The sequence below is a fragment of the Pseudomonas monachiensis genome, from assembly GCF_047345015.1.
Classification (GTDB): Bacteria; Pseudomonadota; Gammaproteobacteria; order Pseudomonadales; family Pseudomonadaceae; genus Aquipseudomonas; species Aquipseudomonas monachiensis.
On the sequence record NZ_CP178857.1, the window covers coordinates 4487883 to 4510862 of the forward strand.

The following is a 22980-nucleotide window of genomic DNA, read 5'->3' on the forward strand; positions in this document are numbered from 1 at the left end:
ATCCGGCCCGATTGACGCGACGCAAGCGAATGGGGTCAAGATCTCTTGCGCCTCCCCGCTTGCGCCTGCAAGCTAACGCTATTCGCATTACTGAAGAAGGCTGGCCCAACGTGCGTATCCTTATTACCGGCGGAGCCGGTTTCATAGGCTCGGCCCTTGTCCGCGAGCTGATTCAACACACTGAGCATGATGTGCTCAACCTGGACAAACTGACCTATGCCGGCAATCTCGAATCGCTGACCAGCATTGCCAACGACACTCGCTACGAGTTCGTTCAGGCCGATATTGTCGATCAGGCGACCGTCAGTGCGGTGCTCGCGCGTTTCCGCCCTCACGCGATCATGCACCTGGCAGCGGAGTCCCACGTCGATCGTTCCATCGACGGGCCATCGGAATTCATCCAGACCAACATTGTCGGCACCTACAGCCTGCTCGAAGCCGCCCGCGCCTATTGGCAAGCCCTCCCGGAGCCTGAGAAAAGCGCCTTCCGCTTTCATCACATTTCCACTGACGAGGTTTACGGCGACCTGCACGGTGTCGATGATCTGTTCACGGAAACGACGCCCTACGCGCCGAGCTCGCCCTACTCCGCCAGCAAGGCAGCGTCCGACCACCTGGTCCGCGCCTGGCAGCGAACCTATGGCTTGCCGGTGCTGCTGACCAATTGCTCGAACAATTACGGGCCGTTCCACTTCCCCGAGAAACTGATTCCGCTGGTCATCCTCAATGCTCTGGCCGGCAAGCCGCTGCCGGTGTATGGCAATGGCCTGCAAGTGCGCGACTGGCTGTTCGTCGAGGATCACGCCCGGGCACTGCTCAAAGTGGTGACCACCGGCGCCGTTGGCGAGACCTACAACATCGGCGGGCACAACGAACAAAAGAACATCGACGTGGTGCGTGGCATCTGCGCCCTGCTCGAAGAATTGGCACCGCTCAAGCCTGAGGGCGTTGCGCATTACGCCGACCTGATCACGTTCGTCCAGGATCGCCCCGGGCATGACCTGCGCTACGCCATCGACGCCAGCAAGATTGAACGCGAACTGGGCTGGGTGCCCGAAGAGACCTTCGAAACCGGCCTGCGCAAAACCGTTCAATGGTACCTGGACAATATGCAATGGTGCCGCCGCGTTCAAGACGGCAGCTATCAGGGCGAACGCCTTGGCGCCATCAATCCCAAGGAGCTGCTCGCATGATGAAAGGCATCGTTTTGGCGGGTGGCTCGGGCACGCGCCTGCACCCGATTACGCTTGGAGTGTCGAAACAGCTGTTGCCGGTCTACGACAAGCCAATGATCTACTATCCGATCTCGGTGCTGATGCTGGCCGGCATCAAGGATATCCTGCTGATCTCCACCCCGCAGGATCTGCCCCAGTATCGCAATCTGCTGGGTGACGGCAGCCAGTTCGGGGTGAATTTCAGCTTTGCCGAGCAACCCTCGCCGGACGGTCTGGCCCAGGCGTTTCTGATTGGCGAAGAGTTCATTGGCGATGACCCTGTGTGCCTGATCCTGGGCGATAACATCTTCCATGGTCAGCACTTTGGCGAACAATTGCAGAGCGCGGCAAAACGCACCCGCGGCGCCACCGTGTTCGGCTACTGGGTCAAGGACCCCGAGCGCTTCGGCGTGATTGATTTCGACAGCGATGGCCGTGCCCTTTCGATCGAAGAAAAACCGAAAGCGCCGAAATCCAGCTATGCCGTTACCGGCCTGTATTTCTACGACAACGATGTGATCGAGATCGCCAAGGCGGTGAAACCTTCGCCTCGTGGCGAGCTGGAAATCACCGACGTCAACAATGCCTATCTGCAACGTGGCGATCTGCAGGTCGAGCGTTTTGGTCGAGGTTTCGCCTGGCTCGACACCGGCACCCACGATAGCTTGCTCGAAGCCTCTCAGTACGTGCAGACCATCGAACACCGCCAGGGCCTCAAAGTCGCCTGCCTCGAAGAGATCGCCTATGAAAATGCCTGGATCGACCGCGAGCAGTTGATGGAGCGCGCCCGGTACTTTGGCAAAACCGGGTATGGCCAGTACCTGGCCAAGCTGGCAGGGGAAGAGCAATGAACCTGTGCGGGCCCGATTCGCCCGGTAACGAGACTGGACTGTTCCCGTGAAAATACTCATCAATGGCCGACACGGTCAGGTTTCACATGAATTACAACGGCGGCTGGGGGCTGTCGGCGAACTGATCGTATTGGGTCGCGATCAGCTCGATCTCGCTCAACCCGATCAGATTCGCCGTCAGGTGCAAAACATCCGGCCCGATCTGATCGTCAATGCAGCGGCCCATACAGCGGTTGATCTGGCGGAAAGCGAGCCGCAACCAGCTTTTGCCATAAACGCGGTAGCTCCCGGCATCCTTGCCGAAGAAGCGCTGGCTCTGGACATACCGTTGATACATTACTCCACGGACTATGTATTCGACGGGAGTAAAGCCGGACCTTATAACGAGGACGACACGCCAAATCCGCTCGGGGTGTACGGCAAGAGCAAACTGGCCGGTGAACAAGCTATCAGGGACGTGCAAGGTAAACACCTGATCCTGCGTACCAGTTGGGTCTATTCAACCCATGGCCGCAATTTTCTGTTGACGATGCAGCGCTTGCTGCAAGAGAAACCGGAGTTACGTGTAGTCGCCGATCAAATCGGAGCACCTACATGGGCAGGTACAATCGCCGATAGCACCCTTGCCCTGATTGAGCGCTGGCAGACGAGCCAGGTCGCCAACTGGGGTACTTATCACCTGACCGCTCAAGGTGAGACCTCCTGGTTCGGCTTCGCCCAGGCGATCGGTGAAGCGCTGCGAAAACAGGGCAAGCCCTGCGCCGACCTGTTACCGATCCCGTCCAGCGACTACCCGACACCCGCAGCCCGACCGCTCAACTCGCGCCTGGATTGCAGTCGCTTGCAGCGCGATTGGGGTGTCAGTCAACCAGACTGGCAAACGGCGTTGCGCGAGTGCCTCACTCAGCAAGCCTGAGCATCAAGCGCTGCCCGCACCTGCATTGAAATACCCAACCTGCGCGTTGCAGCGGTGTTGGGGAGCGGGTATGCGGGCTTGCTCGCGAAAGCCGCATTTACAACAAACGCGCCCCTGACTGACGCACAATATTCGCGCATCCAGTGGCGAACATCCCCGATACGACAGCTTTCAGCCCATTACGACGCGTAATCGTGAAATGGCACGCCCACTGCACTGACCTCCCCTGAGCGTTCCAAACCACTCAGGGAGCAAACCCATGAACACACAACTCAAACCCACGCTGGGCACCTTGCACCTGTGGGGCATTGCGGTCGGGCTGGTGATTTCCGGTGAGTATTTCGGCTGGAGCTATGGCTGGGGCGTAGCCGGGACCCTGGGCTTTCTGGTGACCTCATTCATGGTCGCCACCATGTACACCTGCTTCATCTTCAGTTTCACCGAACTGACCACCGCCATTCCCCACGCCGGAGGTCCCTTTGCCTACAGCCGTCGTGCCTTTGGCGAGAAAGGCGGGTTGATCGCCGGACTGGCGACACTGATCGAATTCGTCTTCGCCCCGCCGGCGATCGCCCTGGCCATCGGCGCCTACCTCAATGTCCAGTTTCCAGCCCTGGACCCGAAACACGCGGCAGTCGGTGCCTACATCGTATTCATGGGTCTCAACATCCTCGGCGTGAAACTGGCAGCAACCTTCGAACTGGTGGTCTGCGTGCTGGCGGTCGCCGAGTTGCTGGTGTTCATGGGCGTGGTCGCCCCGGCATTCAGTTTCAGCAACTTCGCCCTCAATGGCTGGGCCGGTTCCGATGTATTCGGTGCTCCGGCGATTGCCGGGATGTTCGCGGCGATCCCCTTCGCCATCTGGTTCTTCCTCGCCATCGAAGGCGCAGCCATGGCCGCCGAAGAAGCCAAGGACCCGAAACGCACGATTCCCAAGGCTTACATCAGCGGTATCCTGACCCTGGTGCTGCTGGCGATGGGCGTGATGTTCTTCGCCGGTGGCGTCGGCGACTGGCGCACCCTGTCGAACATCAATGACCCGCTGCCCCAGGCGATGAAAACCGTGGTCGGCGAAAGCTCGGGCTGGTTGCACATGCTGGTGTGGATCGGCCTGTTTGGGCTGGTGGCGAGTTTCCACGGGATCATTCTTGGCTACTCGCGGCAGTTCTTCGCCCTCGCCCGGGCCGGTTACCTGCCGTCCTCCCTGGCCAGATTGTCACGCTTTCAAACCCCGCACCGGGCGATCATCGCCGGCGGCGTGATCGGCATTGCTGCCATCTACAGCGACGGCTTGATCAACCTCGGCGGCATGACGCTGACCGCCGCGATGATCACCATGGCCGTGTTTGGCGCCATCGTGATGTACATCATGAGCATGCTCAGCCTGTTCAAGCTGCGCAAAACCGAGCCGAACCTGGAACGCACCTTCCGCGCCCCCTGCTACCCGCTGGTGCCGTTCATTGCACTGATGCTGGCGGTGGTATGCCTGGTGGCGATGGCCTGGTTCAACACGTTGATCGGCCTGATCTTCCTGGGTTTCATGGCGGCAGGTTTCGTGTACTTCATGCTCACCGCACAACTGCGCGCAGACGCCCCGGCGGATGCGATGCTGACCGGACTGTGAAAGCGTTCGAGTGAACCTTGAACAACAGGCATAGAATGAGGTGATAGCGATGGAACTGCGATGAAACCCCATCACTCAAAACGGTATGCACGATCGGTTGGCGAACCCTCGCCGACCGCCTGCTTTTCAAGGAGAGTCCTATGCCCTGGTATGCCTGGTTGATTCTGGTCGTTGCCATCGGCTCGATCGTTGGTGGCCTGATGCTGCTGCGCGACACCGCCAACAAGGTCGAACTGACCGAAGAGCAACGCAAGCGCGTCGCCGAACGCAATGCGGAAATGGACGCCAAGGAAGCGCAGGACCGCTGACTGAAAACCCCGCCTTGGAAAGCGGGGTTTGTTTTTGCGTGGAAACGCCCGAAATCACGCCGCTTTGCACCCATATCGAAGCATCTGCATGTTTATTAGAAGTAGAAGTACAGTCACCATGCAATTTTCATTGGTTAATATGGCGCATTGATGCGGAGATATCAGATGCGTTACTCGCAGGACCATAAAGCCCAGACCCACCAACGCATTATCAAGGAAGCTTCAGCGCGATTCCGACGCGACGGTATCGGCGCGACCGGGCTGCAACCCCTGATGAAAGCACTGGGCCTGACTCACGGTGGCTTTTACTCGCACTTCAAGTCCAAAGACGAACTGGTAGAGAAAGCCTTGCAGGAGGCCGGTGCACAAGTCGACGAGCTGTGTGCGCAAATCTTCGCCGAGGAACAGCCACTCAAAGCCTTCATCGACGCTTACCTGTCCGAATGGCATCAAACCTCTCCCCACGAAGGCTGCCCGCTGCTGACCATTTCTTCGGAACTGGGGCTGCGTGGTCAACCGAGTCCGACCAGCGACGTCGTGCTCCAGGCGCGACTCGATCAGATCCAGCATACCCTTGAGGGTGAGCGCACCGCCGAGCGCAGCATCGTCATCATGTCTACGCTGGTCGGCGCCTTGCTGTTATCGCGCAGCGTGGCCGACGTCGGGTTTGCCCAACGGATTCTCGACATCGCACGCGAACACCTCAAGCACTCGCAGGATTAACCCTGCCAACGCTTGAACAGTACACTGGCATTGACCCCACCAAATCCGAAGCCGTTGGACAACGCATACTCGATGGCCATTGGCCGCGCTTTGCCATGAACGATATCCACTCCTTCAGTGGCAGGGTCCGGGTTCTCGAAATTGAGTGTCGCTGGTGCAACCTGGTCACGGATCGCCAGCAGCGTGAAGATCGCCTCGATTCCCCCTGCTGCACCGAGCAAATGCCCGGTCGCCGACTTGGTCGATGTCACGGCAATACCATTTTGCGCACCGAACAACGCCTTGATCGCCGCCAGTTCACCCAGATCCCCCACCGGAGTCGAGGTTGCATGAGCATTCAGATGCTGAACCTGAGCCGGAGAAACACCAGCCTGAGCCAATGCCAACGACATCGCCCGCCGCGCACCGTTGCCGTCCTCGGGACCGGCGGTCAGGTGATAGGCATCGGCGCTGGTGCCGTAGCCGACGAGCTCCGCCAAGGGCTGGGCGCCCCGGGCCAGCGCATGGTCCAGAGACTCGATGACCAGCAGCCCGGCCCCTTCTCCCATGACAAAACCATCGCGACCACTGTCGAAAGGTCGCGAAGCGCGTTCAGGCGTGTCGTTGTAAGCGCTGGACAAGGCGCGAGCAGCCGCAAACCCGGCCAGGCTGACCCGATCGATCGCTGCCTCTGCACCGCCGCACACCACGATGTCCGCCTCACCCGTACGAATCAGCCGCGCTGCGTCGCCAATCGCCTGAACGCCGGCAGCGCATGCCGTGACCGGTGCACCCAATGGACCCTTGAAGCCATGCTGGATCGACACATGACCTGCCGCGAGGTTGACCAGGAATGAAGGGATGGTGAATGGAGACAAACGTCTCGGCCCACGACTATCGGTGGTGCGCACCGCGTCGGCGATCGCGCCGAAACCACCCACACCTGAACCGATGATGGTGGCCGTGCGCTCCTGGGCATTGGCATCCAGCGCTTGCCAGCCGGCTTGCTCCAGTGCCTGACGCGCCGCTTCCATGGCGAACAAAATGAAGCGGTCCATCTTCTTCTGTTCCTTGGGCGGGGTTGCCCGGTCCGGATCGAACCCCGCCTCCGGATCATCCGCCAGCGCGGGCACTGCACCGCCGACCTTGGCCGGCAGATCGGCAACCACCTCTTGCGGTAAATTGCGCAGCCCGGAACGACCGGCCAACAGCCGCGCCCAGACAGCTTCGACACCGCTTCCCAGCGGCGACACCAGGCCCATGCCAGTTACAACCACTCGACGATCACTCATACCAGACACACCTCAAGCCGATTGATGACGCTTACCGATAACGGGCAGCGGCCTTGCTTTTGGAAAGATTGGGCGCCATCACATGACGCGCCGCCACGAACGCATCCCAATCCGCCGCATCAGGCAACGAAGGAATAGTGATCAACTCACCCTGATCCAGACCCGACAACGCAGCATCGACCATCTCTCCTGCTTCCATCACCATTTCCGCGGGAATTTGCGAAGCATCGATACCGGAGCGCTCCCAGATCTCGGTTCGTGTCACACCGGGCAGCACCGCCTGGATCTTCACCCCGGTACCATTCAGCTCGGCGTTCAACGATTGAGTCAAGCTCAATACATAGGCCTTGCTGGCGCTGTAAGTCGCATTGAAACGCTCGGGAAACAATGCCACCACCGATGCGATATTGATGATCGTGCCGCGCCCGGCCTTGGTAAAGCTGGCCGCAGCCGCCGAGGCCAATCGCGTGACTGCCGTGATATTCAACTGAATCATTCGCTCCAGTTGATCGGTATCGGCATTGGCCAACAGCCCATCCGCCGCCACACCGGCGTTATTGAGCAACAGACTGATACTCGAATCGCTGCGTAGCCGCTGTTCGAGTTGTAGCACGTCTTCCTTCCGGGTGAGATCCGCCGACAGCACTTCCACCTTGATCCCATGCTCCGAGCGCAGCTTGATCGCCGCAGCCTCCAGTCGCGGCTCGTCACGAGCCACCAGCAACAGATCAAAACCACGGGCTGCCAAACGCTCGGCGTACACCGCCCCGATACCGGAAGACGCGCCGGTGACGAGGGCCGTACCTTGGGGCTGAACTGAATTCATGATGGTGCTCCTGAAAAATGCTGAAGGACGCCCGACGTGAAAGCACTTCGACGCGAGCTATTTTATTATAGCCATAATTCTACCAATATATGATAGCCGTAATTTTAATTGATCGAGCAACGGAGGGTTCTCGTCGGTAACCCGGCCAGAATGAGAGTAGCCCCGGAATGAGAATGAAATCCCATCGAGCCTATGGGATGGAGCGAACGGTATTGCGAGCGACCGATAAACGGTGGGGCGAATGAGCAGCGCGCTTTGAACGCTCACAGGATGACAGGAGGCCAGCCCATAGGGCCGTCAAGGTGATGTCTGAGCCGCGACCGTGTTCGCATCCGCGACTGTTTCTCACCCTTGCTGTTTGCTAACAAATGCTGGAAAATCCAAAAAATATAACCAAATGTAAAGTTTTCTAACCTAGATGACGGCAATTTTCAGATGTATTCTGGAAAGTCTGTCCAAATTTTTAGAGCGCGTGATGAACATTCCAGTAAACACTATTGATACCCCCCGACATGAAGTCGTTGAAGTAAAGGAGCTTATCGGCAGCCTTTGGGATCAAAGGGCGATTGTTTTATTGTTTACTGCACTGACCGTTACCGCCGCTATTTCCTATGCCTTGCTGGCAACTCCAGAATATGAAGTTGAAACTTATGTCCGACCTGTCCCACTGGCGGACCTGGACGAACTGAATGAGTCCGGACTTTATAAACTTCTGCCAAAAGACGCGCTGAACAACATCGGTTCTTCAATGCAGTCTTATGATGTTCGCCTGAAGTTCTTCCAGGCCAACCCGCAGTACCTTGCGCCATTGCAGGCACCAGGGCAATCCATTGAGAACACATTTGAAAGGTTCAACGAAAGAGCATTTTCGCTTGAAAAAATTGATCCTAAAAAAAGCTCCAGCCTTTCCGAAGCCGTTGGCCTTAGCCTCAGGTATCCTCAGGGCATAGATGGCGTAGGCATCTTGAGAGACTTTACCGACTTCGTCGTTAAAGGTGAAAAGGAAAAAGTTGCGTCAAACTTAAAAATACTGATTGCCAACCGCATCGATCAGACTGAAAAGAAACTGGAGTCGAAAAAGTCCGCTTATGAGGCGGAAAAAGATTCCAAAGTTGCCCATTTGCTGGAAAAAGATCAGCTAAAAAAGCAAGTACTTCAAGACGAACTCAAAGCGCTGCGCCAACAACTGCAAAGCCGCAGACAAAACCGCATCAAAGAACTTGATGAAGCCATCGTCATCGCCAAGAAACTCGGAATTGTAAAACCCACCACGCCCTCGGCGCTGGGAGATGGAGAGCAAGCCCATCAGGGCAACATGATCCGCACGGAAGTCAACAATCAGAAAATACCCCTGTACTTCCTGGGACAAGCGGCACTGGAAGCAGAGCGTGCCACCTTGGTAGCTCGTCATTCCGATGACTTCACCGAGCCGCGTATCGATGAGATTCAAAAAGAGCTCAGCCTGCTGGCTACCAACCGCGAAGCAGTACTTCTCAAAGAGCGGAATCATCCTGAGTTGTTTATCAAGGACTTCGCGGACATCAGCGGTGAGCTGACTCACCTGAAGCAACTGAATGTAAACTTCGATCAGTTAAAGCTGGTCAATGTTGATAAAGATGCAATGGAACCTCAAGCGCCTATAAAACCGAAGAAAGCCCTGATCGTTGGATTTGGCCTGATCTTTGGATTCATACTCGGCCTGGGTGTCGCCATCATTCGTCGCGCCGTTCTGTCACTGCATTCACCTCGTCGTTAATTGTCGAGGGCTGCGCTTTCCCTTCAAGCGCAGCCCGACTCGACCAATAGCTTTAGCTACGCAAAGAGCATTTAACGGACGACAACTTATTCCCGCAGCGTCTCTGGTGAAGTGATCGCCTGATCATTTCCACTCAACCAGAGATTGACGCTTTCGACACTTTCTTCCGACAACTTTCCGGCCCAGCGATTCAGGATAAAAAGGTTGGTTATAAAGTCGTATTGAGTCTTGAGCAGATCGCGACGTGCCTTGAATTCATTCTGTACCGCGGTCAAAACATCCACGGCATTAACCACGCCATAGGTAAATGCTTTTTCAGCCGCAATGCGCGATTGCTCGGCCGAGGCCAGTGCATTGCGGTTTGCGTGGATCTTTTCCACGCTTGAGTCTGCAGTCAAATACGCGTTTGTCGTTTCCTTGACCACTTGGCGGCGCGTCGCGACCAATTGCTGTTCTGCGGTGAGCTGATCCTGATACAGCTGCCTTACCCGCGCGGATGTCGTGCCACCGCTATAGATCGGAATCTGTACTCCCACACCCGCGACATAGCTGTCGGTCTGTGGCGCCAACGAATTGTTGTAGCCTTCATTGGTCTGCTGCGCACTCAGGTTCAGATTGACCGTGGGATAGTGCCCGCCCTTACCTTCGCGCAGGGCAGCCTCTGCTGCGTCCTGTGCATTTTCGCTGGCCTTGATCGCCGGATTGTCGGCGATCGCCAAATTGACCCAACTTTCCAGGCTTTCGGCAGACACTTTCAATTCGACGTCATTACGCACACGACTCAGTTTCTCTTTGACCGGCCGTCCGATAATTTCCGACAACGCAACACGGCTCAGGCTGGACTGGTTACGCGCTTCGACTTCCTGGGCCGCCAGCGAATCAACTCGGGCCTGGAGATCCAGCAAATCGGTCACCATCGCCAACTGTTTGCTGTAAAGCGCACTGACCCTGTCGAGGTTCTTCTGGGTAGCCCTGCGTTCGGCCCGCACCAATTCAAGTTCATCATCGGCAGCCAGCGCGGCAAAATATCGCTGTGCAAGATCCACAGTGGCCTCGGCCTGAGCCTCTTTTGATTCGGAGTCAGCCTGCTTTGCCAGGCTTTTATAGCGCTGGTAGTTTTCCCAGGCAGCCTTGTTGTACAACGGTTGGGTCAACCCCACCGAATAGTTGCGACTGTCGTAGGCCTCGTCGATTTGAAGATTGGACTGTTTGATCCGGTTGAAACCCGCGTTGGCCGTCACTGAAGGCAACAGACTGCCAAACGCCTGGTTTTGCTGCTCGACCCCGGATTGAGCCTTGGAGTAAGAGGAGATCACCCGTGGGTCTTCCAGGCGCGACTCGCGGTACAACTGCATCAAGTCGACCGAGTAGCTCTGTTTACTGACCGAAGCTGTTTGCGGCGTAGTGATAGAGGGGGGGGCGGTGGGAACTTCAGCGGCGTGGACAGGCAATGCCATTGAACCCAAAACCAGGCAGGGAATCAGACGCACGATCACTCCTCGATCATTGACTGGGCAATAACGTCACGTGCCGGCTGCATCAGGTATTGCAGCATGGTGCGCTCTCCGGTGTTGATCAATACGTCTGCCGGCATGCCCGCCAACAACTTGCGATCTCCCAGTTTCCGCGCGCCCTCCCCTGTCACGCTGATGCGGGCCAGATAGTACGGTGCACTGGTTTTCTCGTTGATCAAGCGATCGCCGGATACACTCGTCACTCGACCTTCGATGACCGGTGTCGTGGCCGTGTTAAAGGCACTGAAGCGAATGTCCGCCAACTTGCCGATAGCGATTCGGTCGATGTCATTGGGTGAGACCTGTGCCTCGACCACCAGGTCGGAAACGGATGGAACGATATCCAGCAAGGGCGTTGCGGGTCGCACAACGCCACCGATGGTGTGGACCGTCATGCCAATCACCATCCCGTCTTCCGGAGCGCGAATAATCACCCTGCTCAGGCGATCCTCCAGCGCCGAGGCTTTTTCCTGCAGGTCGTAGGCCTTGGTCTGGGTCTCTGCCAACTGCTTGGTAACGTCGGCGTTGAAGTCTTTGTCGATCTGCAGGATCTGCAACTGGGTTTCGTTGATCTGCAACCTGGTCTTGATATTTGTCGAGCGGTGATCCGCCACCTCAGACTTGAGCAAGTCCAGCTTGCGCGCCTGTTCCAGCATCCGCTGTTTGTCGACAAAACCCTGGGCCAGCAACTCTTTCAACTCGGCAATTTCGCCGCTGTAGGATTCCTGCAAGCTGGTCTTGGTACCGATCATGGTGTCGGTTCCCTTGATTTGCTGGTTCAACTGACCAATGCGCTCTTGCAGGACCGAGATTTGCCCAAGTCGCGAGCTACGCCGCGCGTTGAATACCTGAGTCTCGCCGAAACGCGCCTCGACACTGCGCTGACTATCGGAATTGATATCGCTCGGGAAGGCAATTGTCGGAAGGTTATCGCGCTCGGCGAGCAACCGCGCCTCGGCCGTCCTGGCAGCGATCAACTGGCTACGGGTCATCTCGTATTCGGAGCGCAATTGAGCGTCATCGAGAACGATGATCGGGTCGCCCTTCTTCACCACATCGCCGTCATGGGCAAGCAGATCCTTGACGATGCCGCCCTCCAGATGCTGCACGGTCTTGCGATACGTTTGCACGGTAACGACGCCCGGCGCGTAGGCCGCGCCATCAAGTGGGGCAAACGTCGCCCACCCGCCGAACAGGCCGAACGTCACCAATACAATGAAAAATCCTGTTCGGCGTACGGATCTGTCGGACGTGGGCAGATCTGCGAAAGTATCGGCAGGAGTAGCGAGCGTACGGTTCATCGAGAGTTTCCTGTCAAACGTCGGTCGACGCGACGTCTGTGCCGGCCCGGGCAGCCGGCTTCTGCTGAGCGGCCAATTGAGGCGCATTGAGTTGTGCGAGGACCTGATCCCGCGGGCCATACAGGCTGATGGTGCCAGCGTTCATCACCAGCAAGCGGTCGAGCTGGGCCAGGATCGAGGTCCGGTGGGCGATGACGAAGACCGTCGCCCCCGTGAGTTTCAACTGTTGCAGCGCCAACGCCAGTGCACGCTCGCCAACTTCGTCCAGATGAGCGTTCGGCTCATCCAGAACGATAAGCCGCGGGCTGCCATAGAGTGCCCGGGCCAGTCCGATACGCTGACGTTGCCCTCCCGACAGATTAATGCCCCCCTCGCCGATGACCGTATCGTAGCCATTGGGCAGCATCAGAATCATTTCATGGACACTGGCGGTCCTGGCCGCCAGCACCACCTGGTCCGGATCAACGACACCGAAACGCGCGATGTTGTCGCTGATAGTGCCTTCGAACAATTCAATGTCTTGCGGCAAATACCCAAGGTGCGGCCCCAATTGGCTTTTGTCCCAATTGGCAATATCGGCGCTATCCAGACGAACGACCCCATTCTGTGGCTTCCACACACCCATCAAGGCCTTGCCAAGCGTCGACTTGCCGGAGGCGCTAGGGCCGACAACACCGATCATCGCGCCTGCTGGCGCGTTGAAGCCGATGCCTTTGATGATCGGGCTTCTTGATCCCGGAGCACCCAGCGTGAGGTTCTCTACCGTCACATGGCCGATTGGAGCGGGTAATTGCATACGCTCAGGTTCGGCATTTTGCTGGTCGAGAACGCTGTTCAGGCGCGCGTATTGTGAACGGGCAGAGATGAACCCCTTCCAACTGCCGATCATCAGGTCCAGCGGCGCCAGCGCTCGACCCAACAACACGGAGCCTGCGATCACCAGCCCAGGGCTGATCTCATGGCTGACTGCAAGATAAGCACCAAGGCCAAGGATCAGAGATTGAACAAGCAAACGGAAAGTCTTGGATATCGATGTGATGATCCCGCTTCGATCGCTGGCTCGGGACTGCAACAGCAGCACGTTCTTTTGACGCAGACTCCAGCGTGACATGAGTGAGTCAAGCATGCCCATGGACTCGATCACTTCGGCATTGCGCAAGTTCTTGGTGGTATGCAGCGTCGCACCAATGCTCTGCTTGTTGGCCTCTGCCAGAACTTTGCCCGTGGATCGCTCATTGATACTGGCCAACGCCAGCAAAACCACCGCACAACCGATTGCCGTCCAGCCGTACCAAGGGTGAAACAGGAACAGCACTGCGATATAGATCGGCAGCCACGGCGCATCGAAAAACGCGAACAGACCGTTCCCGGACATGAACTGGCGCAGCCCGGTCAGGTCGCTGAGCGACTGGGCCGACGCATCCATGCCACCGCTGTCCAGGGCCCGCTTGAAACTGGCCCTGTAGACATCGCGGCCAAGCAACACGTCGAGCCTGGTGCTGACGCGAACCATGATCCGCGAACGTACCCACTCCAGCAGACCCATCGTCACGAGCAGGAAGGTCAGGATAATGGTCAACATGGCCAGCGTCGTCAGGCTGCCGCCCGTGACGACCCGCCCGTAGACCTGAAGCATGTAGAAGGTCGGGACCAACATCAGTGCATTGATGAACAGACTGAAAAAACCCACCGATATAAAGCTGCTCCTGCAGGCCCTCAGGGCTACTTGCAGGCTGTTTTCGGGTGTACTGCGTATCATCTGGGAACTGAAAACCTGGTGTGTTGATCGGGCGTTGCGGGGCGCGCGAGTGTATCACCTGAGCACGGCTTGCAGAATGAAATTGCCAGCATCCTGGCGTTGCAATGCAGTCGACGAGCCGCGCGGGTCCTTGATCTCTGGAGATTTATAATTGCGCTATAGTTGATAATGCTTCTTTAACATACTGGCCAAAGAACTGTAACATATGTGAAATTTTGGCCAGTAACGCCGTTTGCAGAACGATTCGGATATCGGGAGCGGCCACCCAATCAACATGGAGTCACTTTTGATCAATTATTTTTCTTTACTCGCCGATATCGTCCGGGAAGAAGCTGCGGCAACCGGCGCATTGCTGCAAGACGTCGCCCGCGAACTATTGGCCACCAATACAACTCACTCGGATGGAGCCTGGTGGGTTGCCCACGGCAATGACCCTTTCTATACCGCCGAGCAAATTTACAAAACCGTCACAGGCGATCCGACTGCCGAACGCGCAGAACTTCTGTGCGGCAATATGGTTAACGTATTCAGCGGCCTGTGCGCGGAACTTGGCCTGCAAAAACGCACCATCTGGACGTACTCAGACACCCAAGGGTACTTTCAGGGGCATACGTACCTTGAAATTTTTAATACCACAACCAACAAGTGGGAAATCCAGGACGCGGACTATAACGTCTATTACACCGACGTTCGCACGGGCGAGCGTGTCGGTGTCAAGGACATGATGAATGCAGACGACGTTGAATACTTCATCCCTAATAATGCAACTGAATCCGGATGGTCGGAGACAGGTGCAGAAGCCTTGCGCCTGGCTAATCTATATGCTGCGCAAATAATCACAACGGAGCATAAGCTCTATACCAGTAACGACAGTCTGAGTGATACCTTGCTTGCCAGCATTGCCAACTCTCTGAGCGGCGTCTTTGACTATACGGTAGCAAGCGGTGTTGGCGATCTGACCGCCACGCATCTTACAGATAGCAACGCCGTCACCAACAACGGGAGAGCCACAGTCACCGGCACCTCGAGTGCTGACTTCATTTCATATGATGGCAGTTCACTCAGCCCGGTGTTCGCTACGCTCATCGGTGGAGCGGGCAATGACACGCTCGCGCTACGCTTTTCCGGCGGTCAACTTTACGGTAATGAGGGCAATGACGTTCTGATTGGCGGGCAATTGGCAGATCTTCTGGTCGGCGGCACTGGTGATGATTACATGTCTGGTGGTTACGGTGCAGACCAGTACGCGTTTTCGAAGGGCGATGGCTTCAACGACACCATCGACAGCTTCGGTGTAGGTGCCGATCGACTGGTTTTCCTCGGCGTCAGCGGCACCGGCGGCACCGGCCGTACGCAAATTTCGGAAAAAGAGTTCAATTTCAGGATTGACCAGAAGCTGACCTCGGACGGCGTCTATCTTCGCTATGACACCGATGGCGATGCACGTTTTGATGGCGGGATGCTGATCGAAGGCCGTACGACGCTGCTCACCACCAACGACACTACGTTTGTTTTCAACGCTGACCCGCTCAAAGGCTTCAACACAACGGCTGTCGCTGGCAATCCTGGTTCCGGCTACGCCGATAAAATCTACGGTGGCAATGCAGCAGACAAAATCCTCTACGTCGGCACACAGGGCGCAGAACTGGCTGGCAGCACCAGCGGAGTAAACAGTGGCAATGACATCATCCAGTCTCACTCGGATGCAAATTGCTCGCTATACGGCCAAGATGGTAACGACGTGTTGGCTGGAGGAAACGGCAGCGACTTCATCGTCGGTGGCACCGGCAACGACCTCTTGATTGGCGGAAAAGGGCGAGATGTTTTCGTATTCAACGCAGGCTCAGGCGCGGACACCATCCAGGACTTCAAACAAGGTGAAGACACCCTGTATATCTATGGCTGGACGACCACCAAGACAGTGACGCAAACGCTGCAAGACAACGGGCTGGTTGTGACCTTCGACACCGCGGGTGATGGCGCTCACGGTGGCAACATCACGCTACTTGGCCAGACCACCTTGCTGAACAATACCGACCTGTTCTTTGCCTGAATGCGGATAACCGACAACAACGGGTTGTACCGCCGGGCATGAATCCCGCTACAGAAAAAGGCCGATCAATGATCGGCCTTTTTTTGCTTGATCAACCCGCTAGTTCACCTCGACCCTGTCGCGATTTCTATCCAGAAGCGCTTTGCCGATCCCCTTCACCTCCAGCAACTCGTCAACTGACGCAAACGCACCATTACTTTCACGATAAGCAACAATCGCTTTCGCCTTGGCCTCGCCCACCCCAGCCAGCTCTCGTTGCAGCGTAGGTACATCAGCACTATTGAGATCGACTTTGCCGGATGGTGCCTTGGCGGCCACATCCTGCACCAGAGGCGCACTCGTCACCTCAGGTGCCTTGACAGGCGCGGCGCTTGCCGTAACAGAGACGCTGGTGAGAAGGGCGAATACCAGAGAGTAGAAACTGCTTGTACGCATTAGTGAAGCTCCATGCCATCGTTTGGGAAAGCAGCTTTTTCCGAGGCTGCTCTCCAAACTTAGGCGATGCTATTGAACTGTCAAAAATGTGTACGTTACTGGATATGAAACAATCAGGGTTCCAGGCGGCGCTGCTGGTAGATCCAGTCGACGATCTCACCGTCCGGGGTGTAGCCGCTGACAGTGTCACGCAACAGTTGGCGGACGCGCGTGTAGTCGTCCTGGTCCACGGCGGCGAGCAACTCGGTCAACTTGCCCTTCAGCAAATCCCAGGACAGGTGGTCCTCGTTGGCCGTCATGATCATCGGGTGCTGGGTGGCCGCCACGTTGTCACCGATCAGCAGCTCTTCGTAAAGCTTCTCGCCCGGACGCAGCCCGGTGAACTCGATAGCGATGTCGCCATGCAGGTTTTTTTCCGAGCGCACGCTCAGGCCGGACAAATGGATCATCTTCTCGGCCAGTTCGACGATCCTCACCGGCTCGCCCATGTCCAGGACAAAGACATCACCACCCTGCCCCATGGAGCCAGCCTGAATCACCAGCTGTGCCGCTTCAGGAATGGTCATGAAGTATCGCGTGATCTTCGGATGTGTGACCGTCAGCGGGCCGCCCGACTTGATCTGCTTGTGAAACAACGGAATGACCGAACCCGACGATCCCAGGACGTTACCAAACCGTACCATCGTGAAGCGCGTTTTGTTCACACGGGAAACATTACCCGTATCACCGAACAACACCGGGGCCAACTCACGACTCAGCGCTTGCAACGTCAACTCGGCAAGGCGCTTGGTGCTACCCATGACATTGGTTGGTCGCACAGCCTTGTCGGTGGAAATCAGTACAAAGTTGGCCACCCCTGCCTGGAGCGCGGCCTGGGCCGTATTGAGCGTGCCTATCACATTATTGAGCACGCCTTCGGCAATGTTGTGTTCGACCATGGGTACATGCTTGTAGGCCGCGGCGTGATATACCGTGTCTACTCGCCAGGTTTTCATGACATCCAGTAACTTGTCCGGGTTACGAACCGACCCGAGAATCGGTAAAAGACGGATGGACAGCGACTCTCGAGCGATCCGCTGCTCCAGTTCGGACAAGATGGAATAAAGATTGAACTCACTGTGTTCGAACAGTAGAAGCGTTGTCGGACGCAGCGTCAGAATCTGCCGGCAAAGCTCGGAGCCAATGGAGCCCCCGGCGCCCGTGACCAGCACGGACTGCCCTGTGATGCAATGTTCGAGCAAATCAGCCTGGGCCGGGACTGCGTCACGCCCGAGCAGGTCTGCGATGTCCACTTCCTGGATATCATCGACCTTGACCCGGCCGCTTGCCAGGTCCATGAAACCCGGGACGCTTCGAACGTGTAACGGAAAGCCTTCGAGAAACCCGAGAATCTCGCGACGGCGCCCACGGTTGGACGATGGAATGGCGAGGAGAATTTCCTGAGCGCCCGTGTTGTCGATCATCTGCTGGATGTGCTTGGGCGTGTACACCTGCAACCCGGAGATCACCCTGTCGGCGATACCGCTATCGTCATCGATAAAAGCAACAGGCCGCATGACGCGCCCCATCCGCAATGCAGCAACCAGTTGATTACCCGCGGCTCCCGCGCCGTAGATGGCCACTTTCGGCAGACCATCATCCCTGCTGGTGAACGGGACATGCTGAGCTGCGCTGAACCAGTCGCCCATGAAATACTGGCGCATGGCCAAGCGTAATCCGCCGACCATGATCAGGCTCAACCACCAATAGTTGAAAATGATCGAACGAGGAACGACGTTTTGATGATTGCTGTACCAGTACACTACAACGCCAAGTATCAAGGATGACAGTGTCACTGCCTTGATAATGGCAATCAGCGCGTCATTTCCAAAGTAACGCATGACAGCACGGTACATGCCAAAGCGGACGAAAAGAGGAATGGCAATGACAGGTGTACTGACAAAAAGCCAGACGTGCTGAGTGAACGGGTTGATCAACTCGTCCAGCCCAAGACGCACGACAAACGCCATCCACAGGGCAAACCAGACCAACAAAATATCCGTCAGAACCTGCAGAATACGTTTATGTCGTCTTGGCAGACTTAACAACCTTGCCCGAATCTTATCCATAACCCCTCTAAACACCTCTCGAAGCTCCTAGCATTGATACAGCAACTACAGCTTTCGGTAACTCACTTGCCGATAAAGCAATACTCAAAAACCAATGCGCCCATCACGCCTTGCCAGCGATTTCCAACTCGCCTGCGTGAAACCTGAAAGCCAGCAACACCAGAGGCACGTAGGCCAGGACCAACCCCGCCACGCCATCGAGATATTGCAGGACGACCAATATAGCCACTGGTACTAACCACAACAAATTGATTGCAGCGATTGCCAGCGTGACCGCCCGATGGCTGCCATATTTTCGTGAAGCATACTGGTATCCATGGCTGCGATGGGCCTCATAAACCTTATCCCCGCGCAACAGCCGACGAATGAGGGTAAAGGTCGCATCAACAATAAAGACGCCCAACAAAATGAGCCAGGCCCAGAGAAACAATGGATTCGTCCATGCCGCATGAAGCGACATCACCGCCAACACGATCCCCAGAAAACCACTGCCTGCATCGCCCATGAAGATCTTCGCGGGCGGGAAATTCCAGGCAAGGAAACCCGATACGGCCATCGCCAGTACAAGCGGCGCAATGGCGAGGCTGGTGTGGCCTGCGACCCAGTAGACCAGGCAAGCACCGACACAGGCGCAAATCGCCTCGACGCTGGCCAGACCATCAATGCCATCCATGAAGTTGTAGAGGTTGAGCATCCAGACCAGATAGAACGCGGCGATGACATAACCGAACCAGCCGAGACTGAACTCGAAACCGAACATATTGATCGGAGCCATCCCCCCAATCCAGAACAATGCCCAGATGGCACCACCGAAATGCGCAAGCAGGCGCCAACGCGCGGCGATATGCCCATGGTCGTCGAGAAAACCAACGATTGCGATCCAGCCGCCAGCCCCCAGCAGAGCCAGCGCCATCGGCCAGGCGAGCGCATCTGTCCAGGCCAGGACAGGCAGCGCAATCAGAAAACTCAGGACGATAGCCACACCACCACCCCTGGGGGTCGGAACCGAATGTGAACTACGCGCATTAGGAATATCTATCAAGCTGCGTGCCAATGCGTATTTGCGCAATGCACCTGTGCCCAAGAATGAAACACCCACCACCAACGCCAACAACCATATTGTGTTCAAAGGTCAACTTCCTGAAACAGCCAAAATCAATTCTGCAATTGAACCGGCACTGTCATAAGCCAGCTTGGCGCTGGCTTTCCTTGTAGTGATTGGCAGTCGACGCAAGCGCCTCATCGACGCTGACCGGAGGAGCCCAACCCAGCAATTCTCGAGTTTTGCTGATATCGACCTGCAACGATCCGCACAGTCGTTGCGACAAAGCCTGTTTGCCCAGAAGTTGCGCCCCCCGCTCAAGCAATATGCTCGGCACAGGCAACAAGAGTGCAGGTTTACCCAATGCCTGCGCCATCCGCGTCAGCAACTGTGTCGTGGACAAATCCTCACCATCGCTGACGAGGAAGGTCTGATTGGCGGCGGCTGGATGACGGATACAGGTGACGATCAGATCGGACAGGTTTTCGAGCGCGACCAGGCTGCGCCGATTATGGATAGCCCCGAACGGCAAGGGAATGCCCTTGTCCAGCCAACGCATCATATTCAGAAAGTTGGCTCTCACACCCGGGCCGTAAACGAGCACCGGACGGATGATGACCACTTCCATCCCGCTGACGCCAGCAATCTCTCGCAGCCCCTGCTCGGCCTCCATTTTCGAAATGCCATACGGATCGCCAGGCGCGGGTGTCGCGTCGGCGAAGTACGGCTGATTGATCGGCGTACCTTCGCCATTGACCTTGATCGAACTGATGAACACGAAGCGACGAATACCCAGCGCGGCGGCTTGCCTTGCTAGGCTTAGCGTGCCTTCGACATTCACCTTGCGAAACGCCTCCAGCGGATCGGATTCGGTGTCATTCATGACGTGAACGCGAGCCGCGCCATGAATGACAACCTCCACTTGATCCAGCGCCTGCGACCAGTCGGTATCAGCACTGAGCCCGGCGGTTCGAACGGTAGTAACGCGCGAAGGACAGTCAGGCAGGGCGTGCCCACGAATGGCTGCCACCGGTTCCAGGTCGTCAGAGGCCGCTAAACGACCCAATACCGCACGACCAACGAAACCCGTAGCACCTGTCAATAAAACACGCATTTTTCAAACCTCGACGACGCTCAGGATTTCGACCAGACAGTACGATTGATGTAGTCGGTGTAACTCAACACGACCCGAACTACCTGCTTCGACACAGGCCCTGCCTGGTAATCCCTCACAACCGGGATAACACGCTGGGTACGATCATGCTGGCTGGTTACCACACGTACGGCATCGAGAACGCCCTCGACTTTCAGGCCACTCATGATGAGAGTGCCTTCGTCCATCCCCTCCGGACGCTCGTGCGCATTACGAATGGTAATGGCAGGCAAATTCAGAAGAGAGGCTTCCTCGGTGATGGTGCCGCTGTCGGACAGTACGCAGAACGCCGACATCTGCAACTTGATGTAGTCGAGCAGGCCGAATGGCTTCGAGAAGCGAATCAGAGGGTGGTCCAGCGATTCCCCGATCGCTTCCAGACGCTTGCGGGTACGAGGATGCGTGGAAACGATGATGGGGTACTGATACTTGTCCGCCAGGGCTCGCAGCGTTTTGAGCAAGTCGCGAAGATTCTCCGGCGTATCGACGTTTTCTTCACGGTGGGCGCTGATGATGAAGAACTTGTCCTGCTCCAGGCCTTCTCGTGCCAGCACGTCGGAGGTGAGGATTTTCGGCATGTAATAGTCGAGCACCTCCTCCATGTGCGACCCGGTCTTGATGATGGTTTCAGGACGAATCCCTTCCGCGATCAGGTAACGCCGGGCATGCTCGGTGAGGACCATGTTGATATCGCTGAGGTGATCGAGCACCTTGCGATTCAGTTCTTCAGGGACGCGCTGGTCAAAGCAGCGGTTACCGGCCTCCATGTGGAACACCGGAATCTTCCGACGCTTGGCAGCAATGACGGCCAGGCAGGTATTGGTATCGCCATAGAGCAGAAGCGCATCAGGCTTTTCAGCCTCGAATACTTCATCCGCCTTCGAAATCACTTCGGCAATGGTCTTGGCTGCGGTATCACCGGCGGCACCCAGAAAGTAATCAGGTTTACGAATTTCGAGATCATCGAAAAAAACCTGATTCAATTCGAAGTCGTAGTTTTGGCCCGAGTGAACCAATACATGATTAACCTGCTTATCAAGCTCGGCAATAACGCGGCTCATCTTGATAAGTTCTGGTCGCGTACCAACCAGCGTCATGACCTTAAGCATCAAGTTGCTCCTGAATGTATTCCAGATTCAACAGAACTTTCTTCACGCCCTCTACATCAAGACGCTCAGTGTTGTGGGAGGTGTAGTCGTCGAGATCGGAAATCTCCTGTTCGCCCTCAACAAAAAACTTCTTGTAGTTAAGGTCGCGATTGTCCGAAGGAATACGGTAGTAGCGTCCCATGTCTTCGGCCTTGGCCATTTCTTCACGAGAGATCAGCGACTCGTAGAGTTTTTCGCCGTGGCGAGTACCAATGACCTTGACGGCATTGTCACGGGCGAACAGTTCCTTGAGCGCTTGCGCCAGGTCCGCCACTGTCGAGGCAGGTGCTTTCTGGACGAAAATATCACCTTGCTCGGCGTGCTCGAACGCATGCAGAACCAGATCGACAGAATCCTCGAGCGACATCAGGAAGCGTGTCATGTTCGGGTCGGTGACAGTCAGCGGCTCGCCGCTCTGCAGCTGATTGATGAACAGCGGGATCACCGAACCACGGGATGCCATGACGTTACCGTAGCGGGTTGCGCAGATCACCGGACCTGTCGCGGGAATCATCCGCGACTTGGCAACCATCAGCTTCTCAGCCATGGCCTTGGAAATACCCATCGCATTGATCGGATAAACAGCCTTGTCGGTGCTGAGCACAACAACGCGCTGTACACCCGAAGCGATGGCCGCATTCAGAACGTTTTCGGTACCCATGACGTTGGTACGCACCGCTTCCATTGGGTAAAACTCGCAGGAAGGCACCTGCTTCAGCGCGGCGGCGTGGAAAATGTAGTCCACCCCCACCATAGCCTGGTCAAGGCTATCGCGATCACGTACGTCACCGATATAGAACTTCACTTTGTCGTTCGACAAGGCAATGCGCATATCTTCCTGCTTTTTCTCGTCACGGCTGAATACGCGAATTTCTTTTACGTCGGTATCCAGGAAACGCTTCAACACCGTATGGCCAAACGAGCCGGTACCGCCCGTGATCATCAAAACTTTATTATCGAACATAACGACCTTCCCAA

General features: G+C 56.5%; 19 protein-coding genes. 8 read left to right on the forward strand and 11 right to left on the reverse strand.

Annotation, left to right across the window (positions count from 1 at the left end; all coding sequences use genetic code 11):
* Nucleotides 1–110: 110 nt before the first annotated feature.
* The 6 genes from rfbB (at nucleotide 111) to ACMDB8_RS20050 (ending at nucleotide 5636) form a co-directional block, all read left to right on the forward strand.
* Nucleotides 111–1193, forward strand: a complete 1083-nt coding sequence (gene rfbB / locus ACMDB8_RS20025; protein WP_223541086.1) for a dTDP-glucose 4,6-dehydratase — start codon at nucleotides 111–113, stop codon at nucleotides 1191–1193.
* Entirely contained in the window at nucleotides 1190–2065 is an 876-nt protein-coding gene (rfbA, locus tag ACMDB8_RS20030; protein WP_056727136.1) for a glucose-1-phosphate thymidylyltransferase RfbA, read from the forward strand. Before rfbB ends, rfbA begins: the two co-directional genes overlap by 4 nt.
* Before the next feature lie 46 nt (nucleotides 2066–2111).
* The gene (gene rfbD, locus ACMDB8_RS20035; RefSeq protein WP_056727137.1) at nucleotides 2112–2981 is read left to right on the forward strand and encodes a dTDP-4-dehydrorhamnose reductase; all 870 of its coding nucleotides are present in this window, start codon (nucleotides 2112–2114) and stop codon (nucleotides 2979–2981) included.
* A 259-nt stretch (nucleotides 2982–3240) separates the two neighbouring features.
* Nucleotides 3241–4605 carry an ethanolamine permease gene (gene eat / locus ACMDB8_RS20040; protein ID WP_056727138.1) on the forward strand — a complete coding sequence of 455 codons (1365 nt, stop codon included), beginning with the start codon at nucleotides 3241–3243 and terminating at the stop codon, nucleotides 4603–4605.
* A gap of 140 nt (nucleotides 4606–4745) precedes the next feature.
* A complete protein-coding gene (locus ACMDB8_RS20045; protein ID WP_007985427.1) occupies nucleotides 4746–4913 on the forward strand; it encodes a DUF2897 family protein in 168 nt (55 codons plus the stop codon).
* 165 nt (nucleotides 4914–5078) lie between these two features.
* A complete protein-coding gene (locus ACMDB8_RS20050) occupies nucleotides 5079–5636 on the forward strand; it encodes a TetR/AcrR family transcriptional regulator (protein WP_056727139.1) in 558 nt (185 codons plus the stop codon).
* Here ACMDB8_RS20050 and fabF read toward each other — a convergent pair.
* Together fabF and ACMDB8_RS20060 are read right to left on the reverse strand one after the other, a co-directional pair.
* Nucleotides 5633–6907, reverse strand: a complete 1275-nt coding sequence (fabF, locus tag ACMDB8_RS20055) for a beta-ketoacyl-ACP synthase II (protein WP_409078910.1) — start codon at nucleotides 6905–6907, stop codon at nucleotides 5633–5635. The two genes, ACMDB8_RS20050 and fabF, sit on opposite strands and share 4 nt — an antisense overlap.
* A gap of 31 nt (nucleotides 6908–6938) precedes the next feature.
* Nucleotides 6939–7733 (reverse strand): SDR family NAD(P)-dependent oxidoreductase, encoded by a 795-nt coding sequence (locus ACMDB8_RS20060; protein WP_056727141.1) that lies wholly within the window; start codon nucleotides 7731–7733, stop codon nucleotides 6939–6941.
* A gap of 475 nt (nucleotides 7734–8208) precedes the next feature.
* On the opposite strand from ACMDB8_RS20060, the gene ACMDB8_RS20065 reads away from it, so the two are divergent.
* Complete coding sequence (locus ACMDB8_RS20065; RefSeq protein ID WP_056727142.1) at nucleotides 8209–9489, forward strand: Wzz/FepE/Etk N-terminal domain-containing protein; 1281 nt, start codon at nucleotides 8209–8211, stop codon at nucleotides 9487–9489.
* An 86-nt stretch (nucleotides 9490–9575) separates the two neighbouring features.
* On the opposite strand, the gene ACMDB8_RS20070 is transcribed toward ACMDB8_RS20065, so the two are convergent.
* From ACMDB8_RS20070 to ACMDB8_RS20080, 3 genes are read right to left on the reverse strand one after another with little or no spacing between them, the layout of a single operon-like run.
* A complete protein-coding gene (locus ACMDB8_RS20070) occupies nucleotides 9576–10946 on the reverse strand; it encodes a TolC family outer membrane protein (protein ID WP_082563024.1) in 1371 nt (456 codons plus the stop codon).
* Nucleotides 10947–10981: 35 nt separating this feature from the next.
* Nucleotides 10982–12304 (reverse strand): HlyD family type I secretion periplasmic adaptor subunit, encoded by a 1323-nt coding sequence (locus ACMDB8_RS20075; protein ID WP_056727143.1) that lies wholly within the window; start codon nucleotides 12302–12304, stop codon nucleotides 10982–10984.
* Nucleotides 12305–12317: 13 nt separating this feature from the next.
* The gene (locus tag ACMDB8_RS20080) at nucleotides 12318–14060 is read right to left on the reverse strand and encodes a type I secretion system permease/ATPase (RefSeq protein ID WP_056727443.1); all 1743 of its coding nucleotides are present in this window, start codon (nucleotides 14058–14060) and stop codon (nucleotides 12318–12320) included.
* 289 nt (nucleotides 14061–14349) lie between these two features.
* Between ACMDB8_RS20080 and ACMDB8_RS20085 the strand changes: the two genes are divergently transcribed.
* Nucleotides 14350–16116, forward strand: a complete 1767-nt coding sequence (locus ACMDB8_RS20085) for a calcium-binding protein (RefSeq protein ID WP_409078911.1) — start codon at nucleotides 14350–14352, stop codon at nucleotides 16114–16116.
* A gap of 99 nt (nucleotides 16117–16215) precedes the next feature.
* On the opposite strand, the gene ACMDB8_RS20090 is transcribed toward ACMDB8_RS20085, so the two are convergent.
* The 6 genes from ACMDB8_RS20090 to ACMDB8_RS20115 all read right to left on the reverse strand — a co-directional run bounded on the left by ACMDB8_RS20090 (nucleotide 16216) and on the right by ACMDB8_RS20115 (nucleotide 22966).
* Nucleotides 16216–16551, reverse strand: a complete 336-nt coding sequence (locus ACMDB8_RS20090) for a ComEA family DNA-binding protein (RefSeq protein ID WP_223541090.1) — start codon at nucleotides 16549–16551, stop codon at nucleotides 16216–16218.
* A 113-nt stretch (nucleotides 16552–16664) separates the two neighbouring features.
* Nucleotides 16665–18659 carry a polysaccharide biosynthesis protein gene (locus tag ACMDB8_RS20095; RefSeq protein ID WP_223541091.1) on the reverse strand — a complete coding sequence of 665 codons (1995 nt, stop codon included), beginning with the start codon at nucleotides 18657–18659 and terminating at the stop codon, nucleotides 16665–16667.
* Nucleotides 18660–18762: 103 nt separating this feature from the next.
* On the reverse strand, nucleotides 18763–19788 hold the full coding sequence (locus ACMDB8_RS20100; protein ID WP_223541092.1) for an MraY family glycosyltransferase: 1026 nt from the start codon (nucleotides 19786–19788) through the stop codon (nucleotides 18763–18765).
* 52 nt (nucleotides 19789–19840) lie between these two features.
* Nucleotides 19841–20815 carry a UDP-glucose 4-epimerase family protein gene (locus tag ACMDB8_RS20105; RefSeq protein ID WP_223541093.1) on the reverse strand — a complete coding sequence of 325 codons (975 nt, stop codon included), beginning with the start codon at nucleotides 20813–20815 and terminating at the stop codon, nucleotides 19841–19843.
* Between the two features lie 20 nt (nucleotides 20816–20835).
* Nucleotides 20836–21963, reverse strand: a complete 1128-nt coding sequence (wecB, locus tag ACMDB8_RS20110; RefSeq protein ID WP_056727148.1) for a non-hydrolyzing UDP-N-acetylglucosamine 2-epimerase — start codon at nucleotides 21961–21963, stop codon at nucleotides 20836–20838.
* Complete coding sequence (locus ACMDB8_RS20115; protein WP_056727149.1) at nucleotides 21956–22966, reverse strand: polysaccharide biosynthesis protein; 1011 nt, start codon at nucleotides 22964–22966, stop codon at nucleotides 21956–21958. Before ACMDB8_RS20115 ends, wecB begins: the two co-directional genes overlap by 8 nt.
* Between the last annotated feature and the right edge of the window lie 14 nt (nucleotides 22967–22980).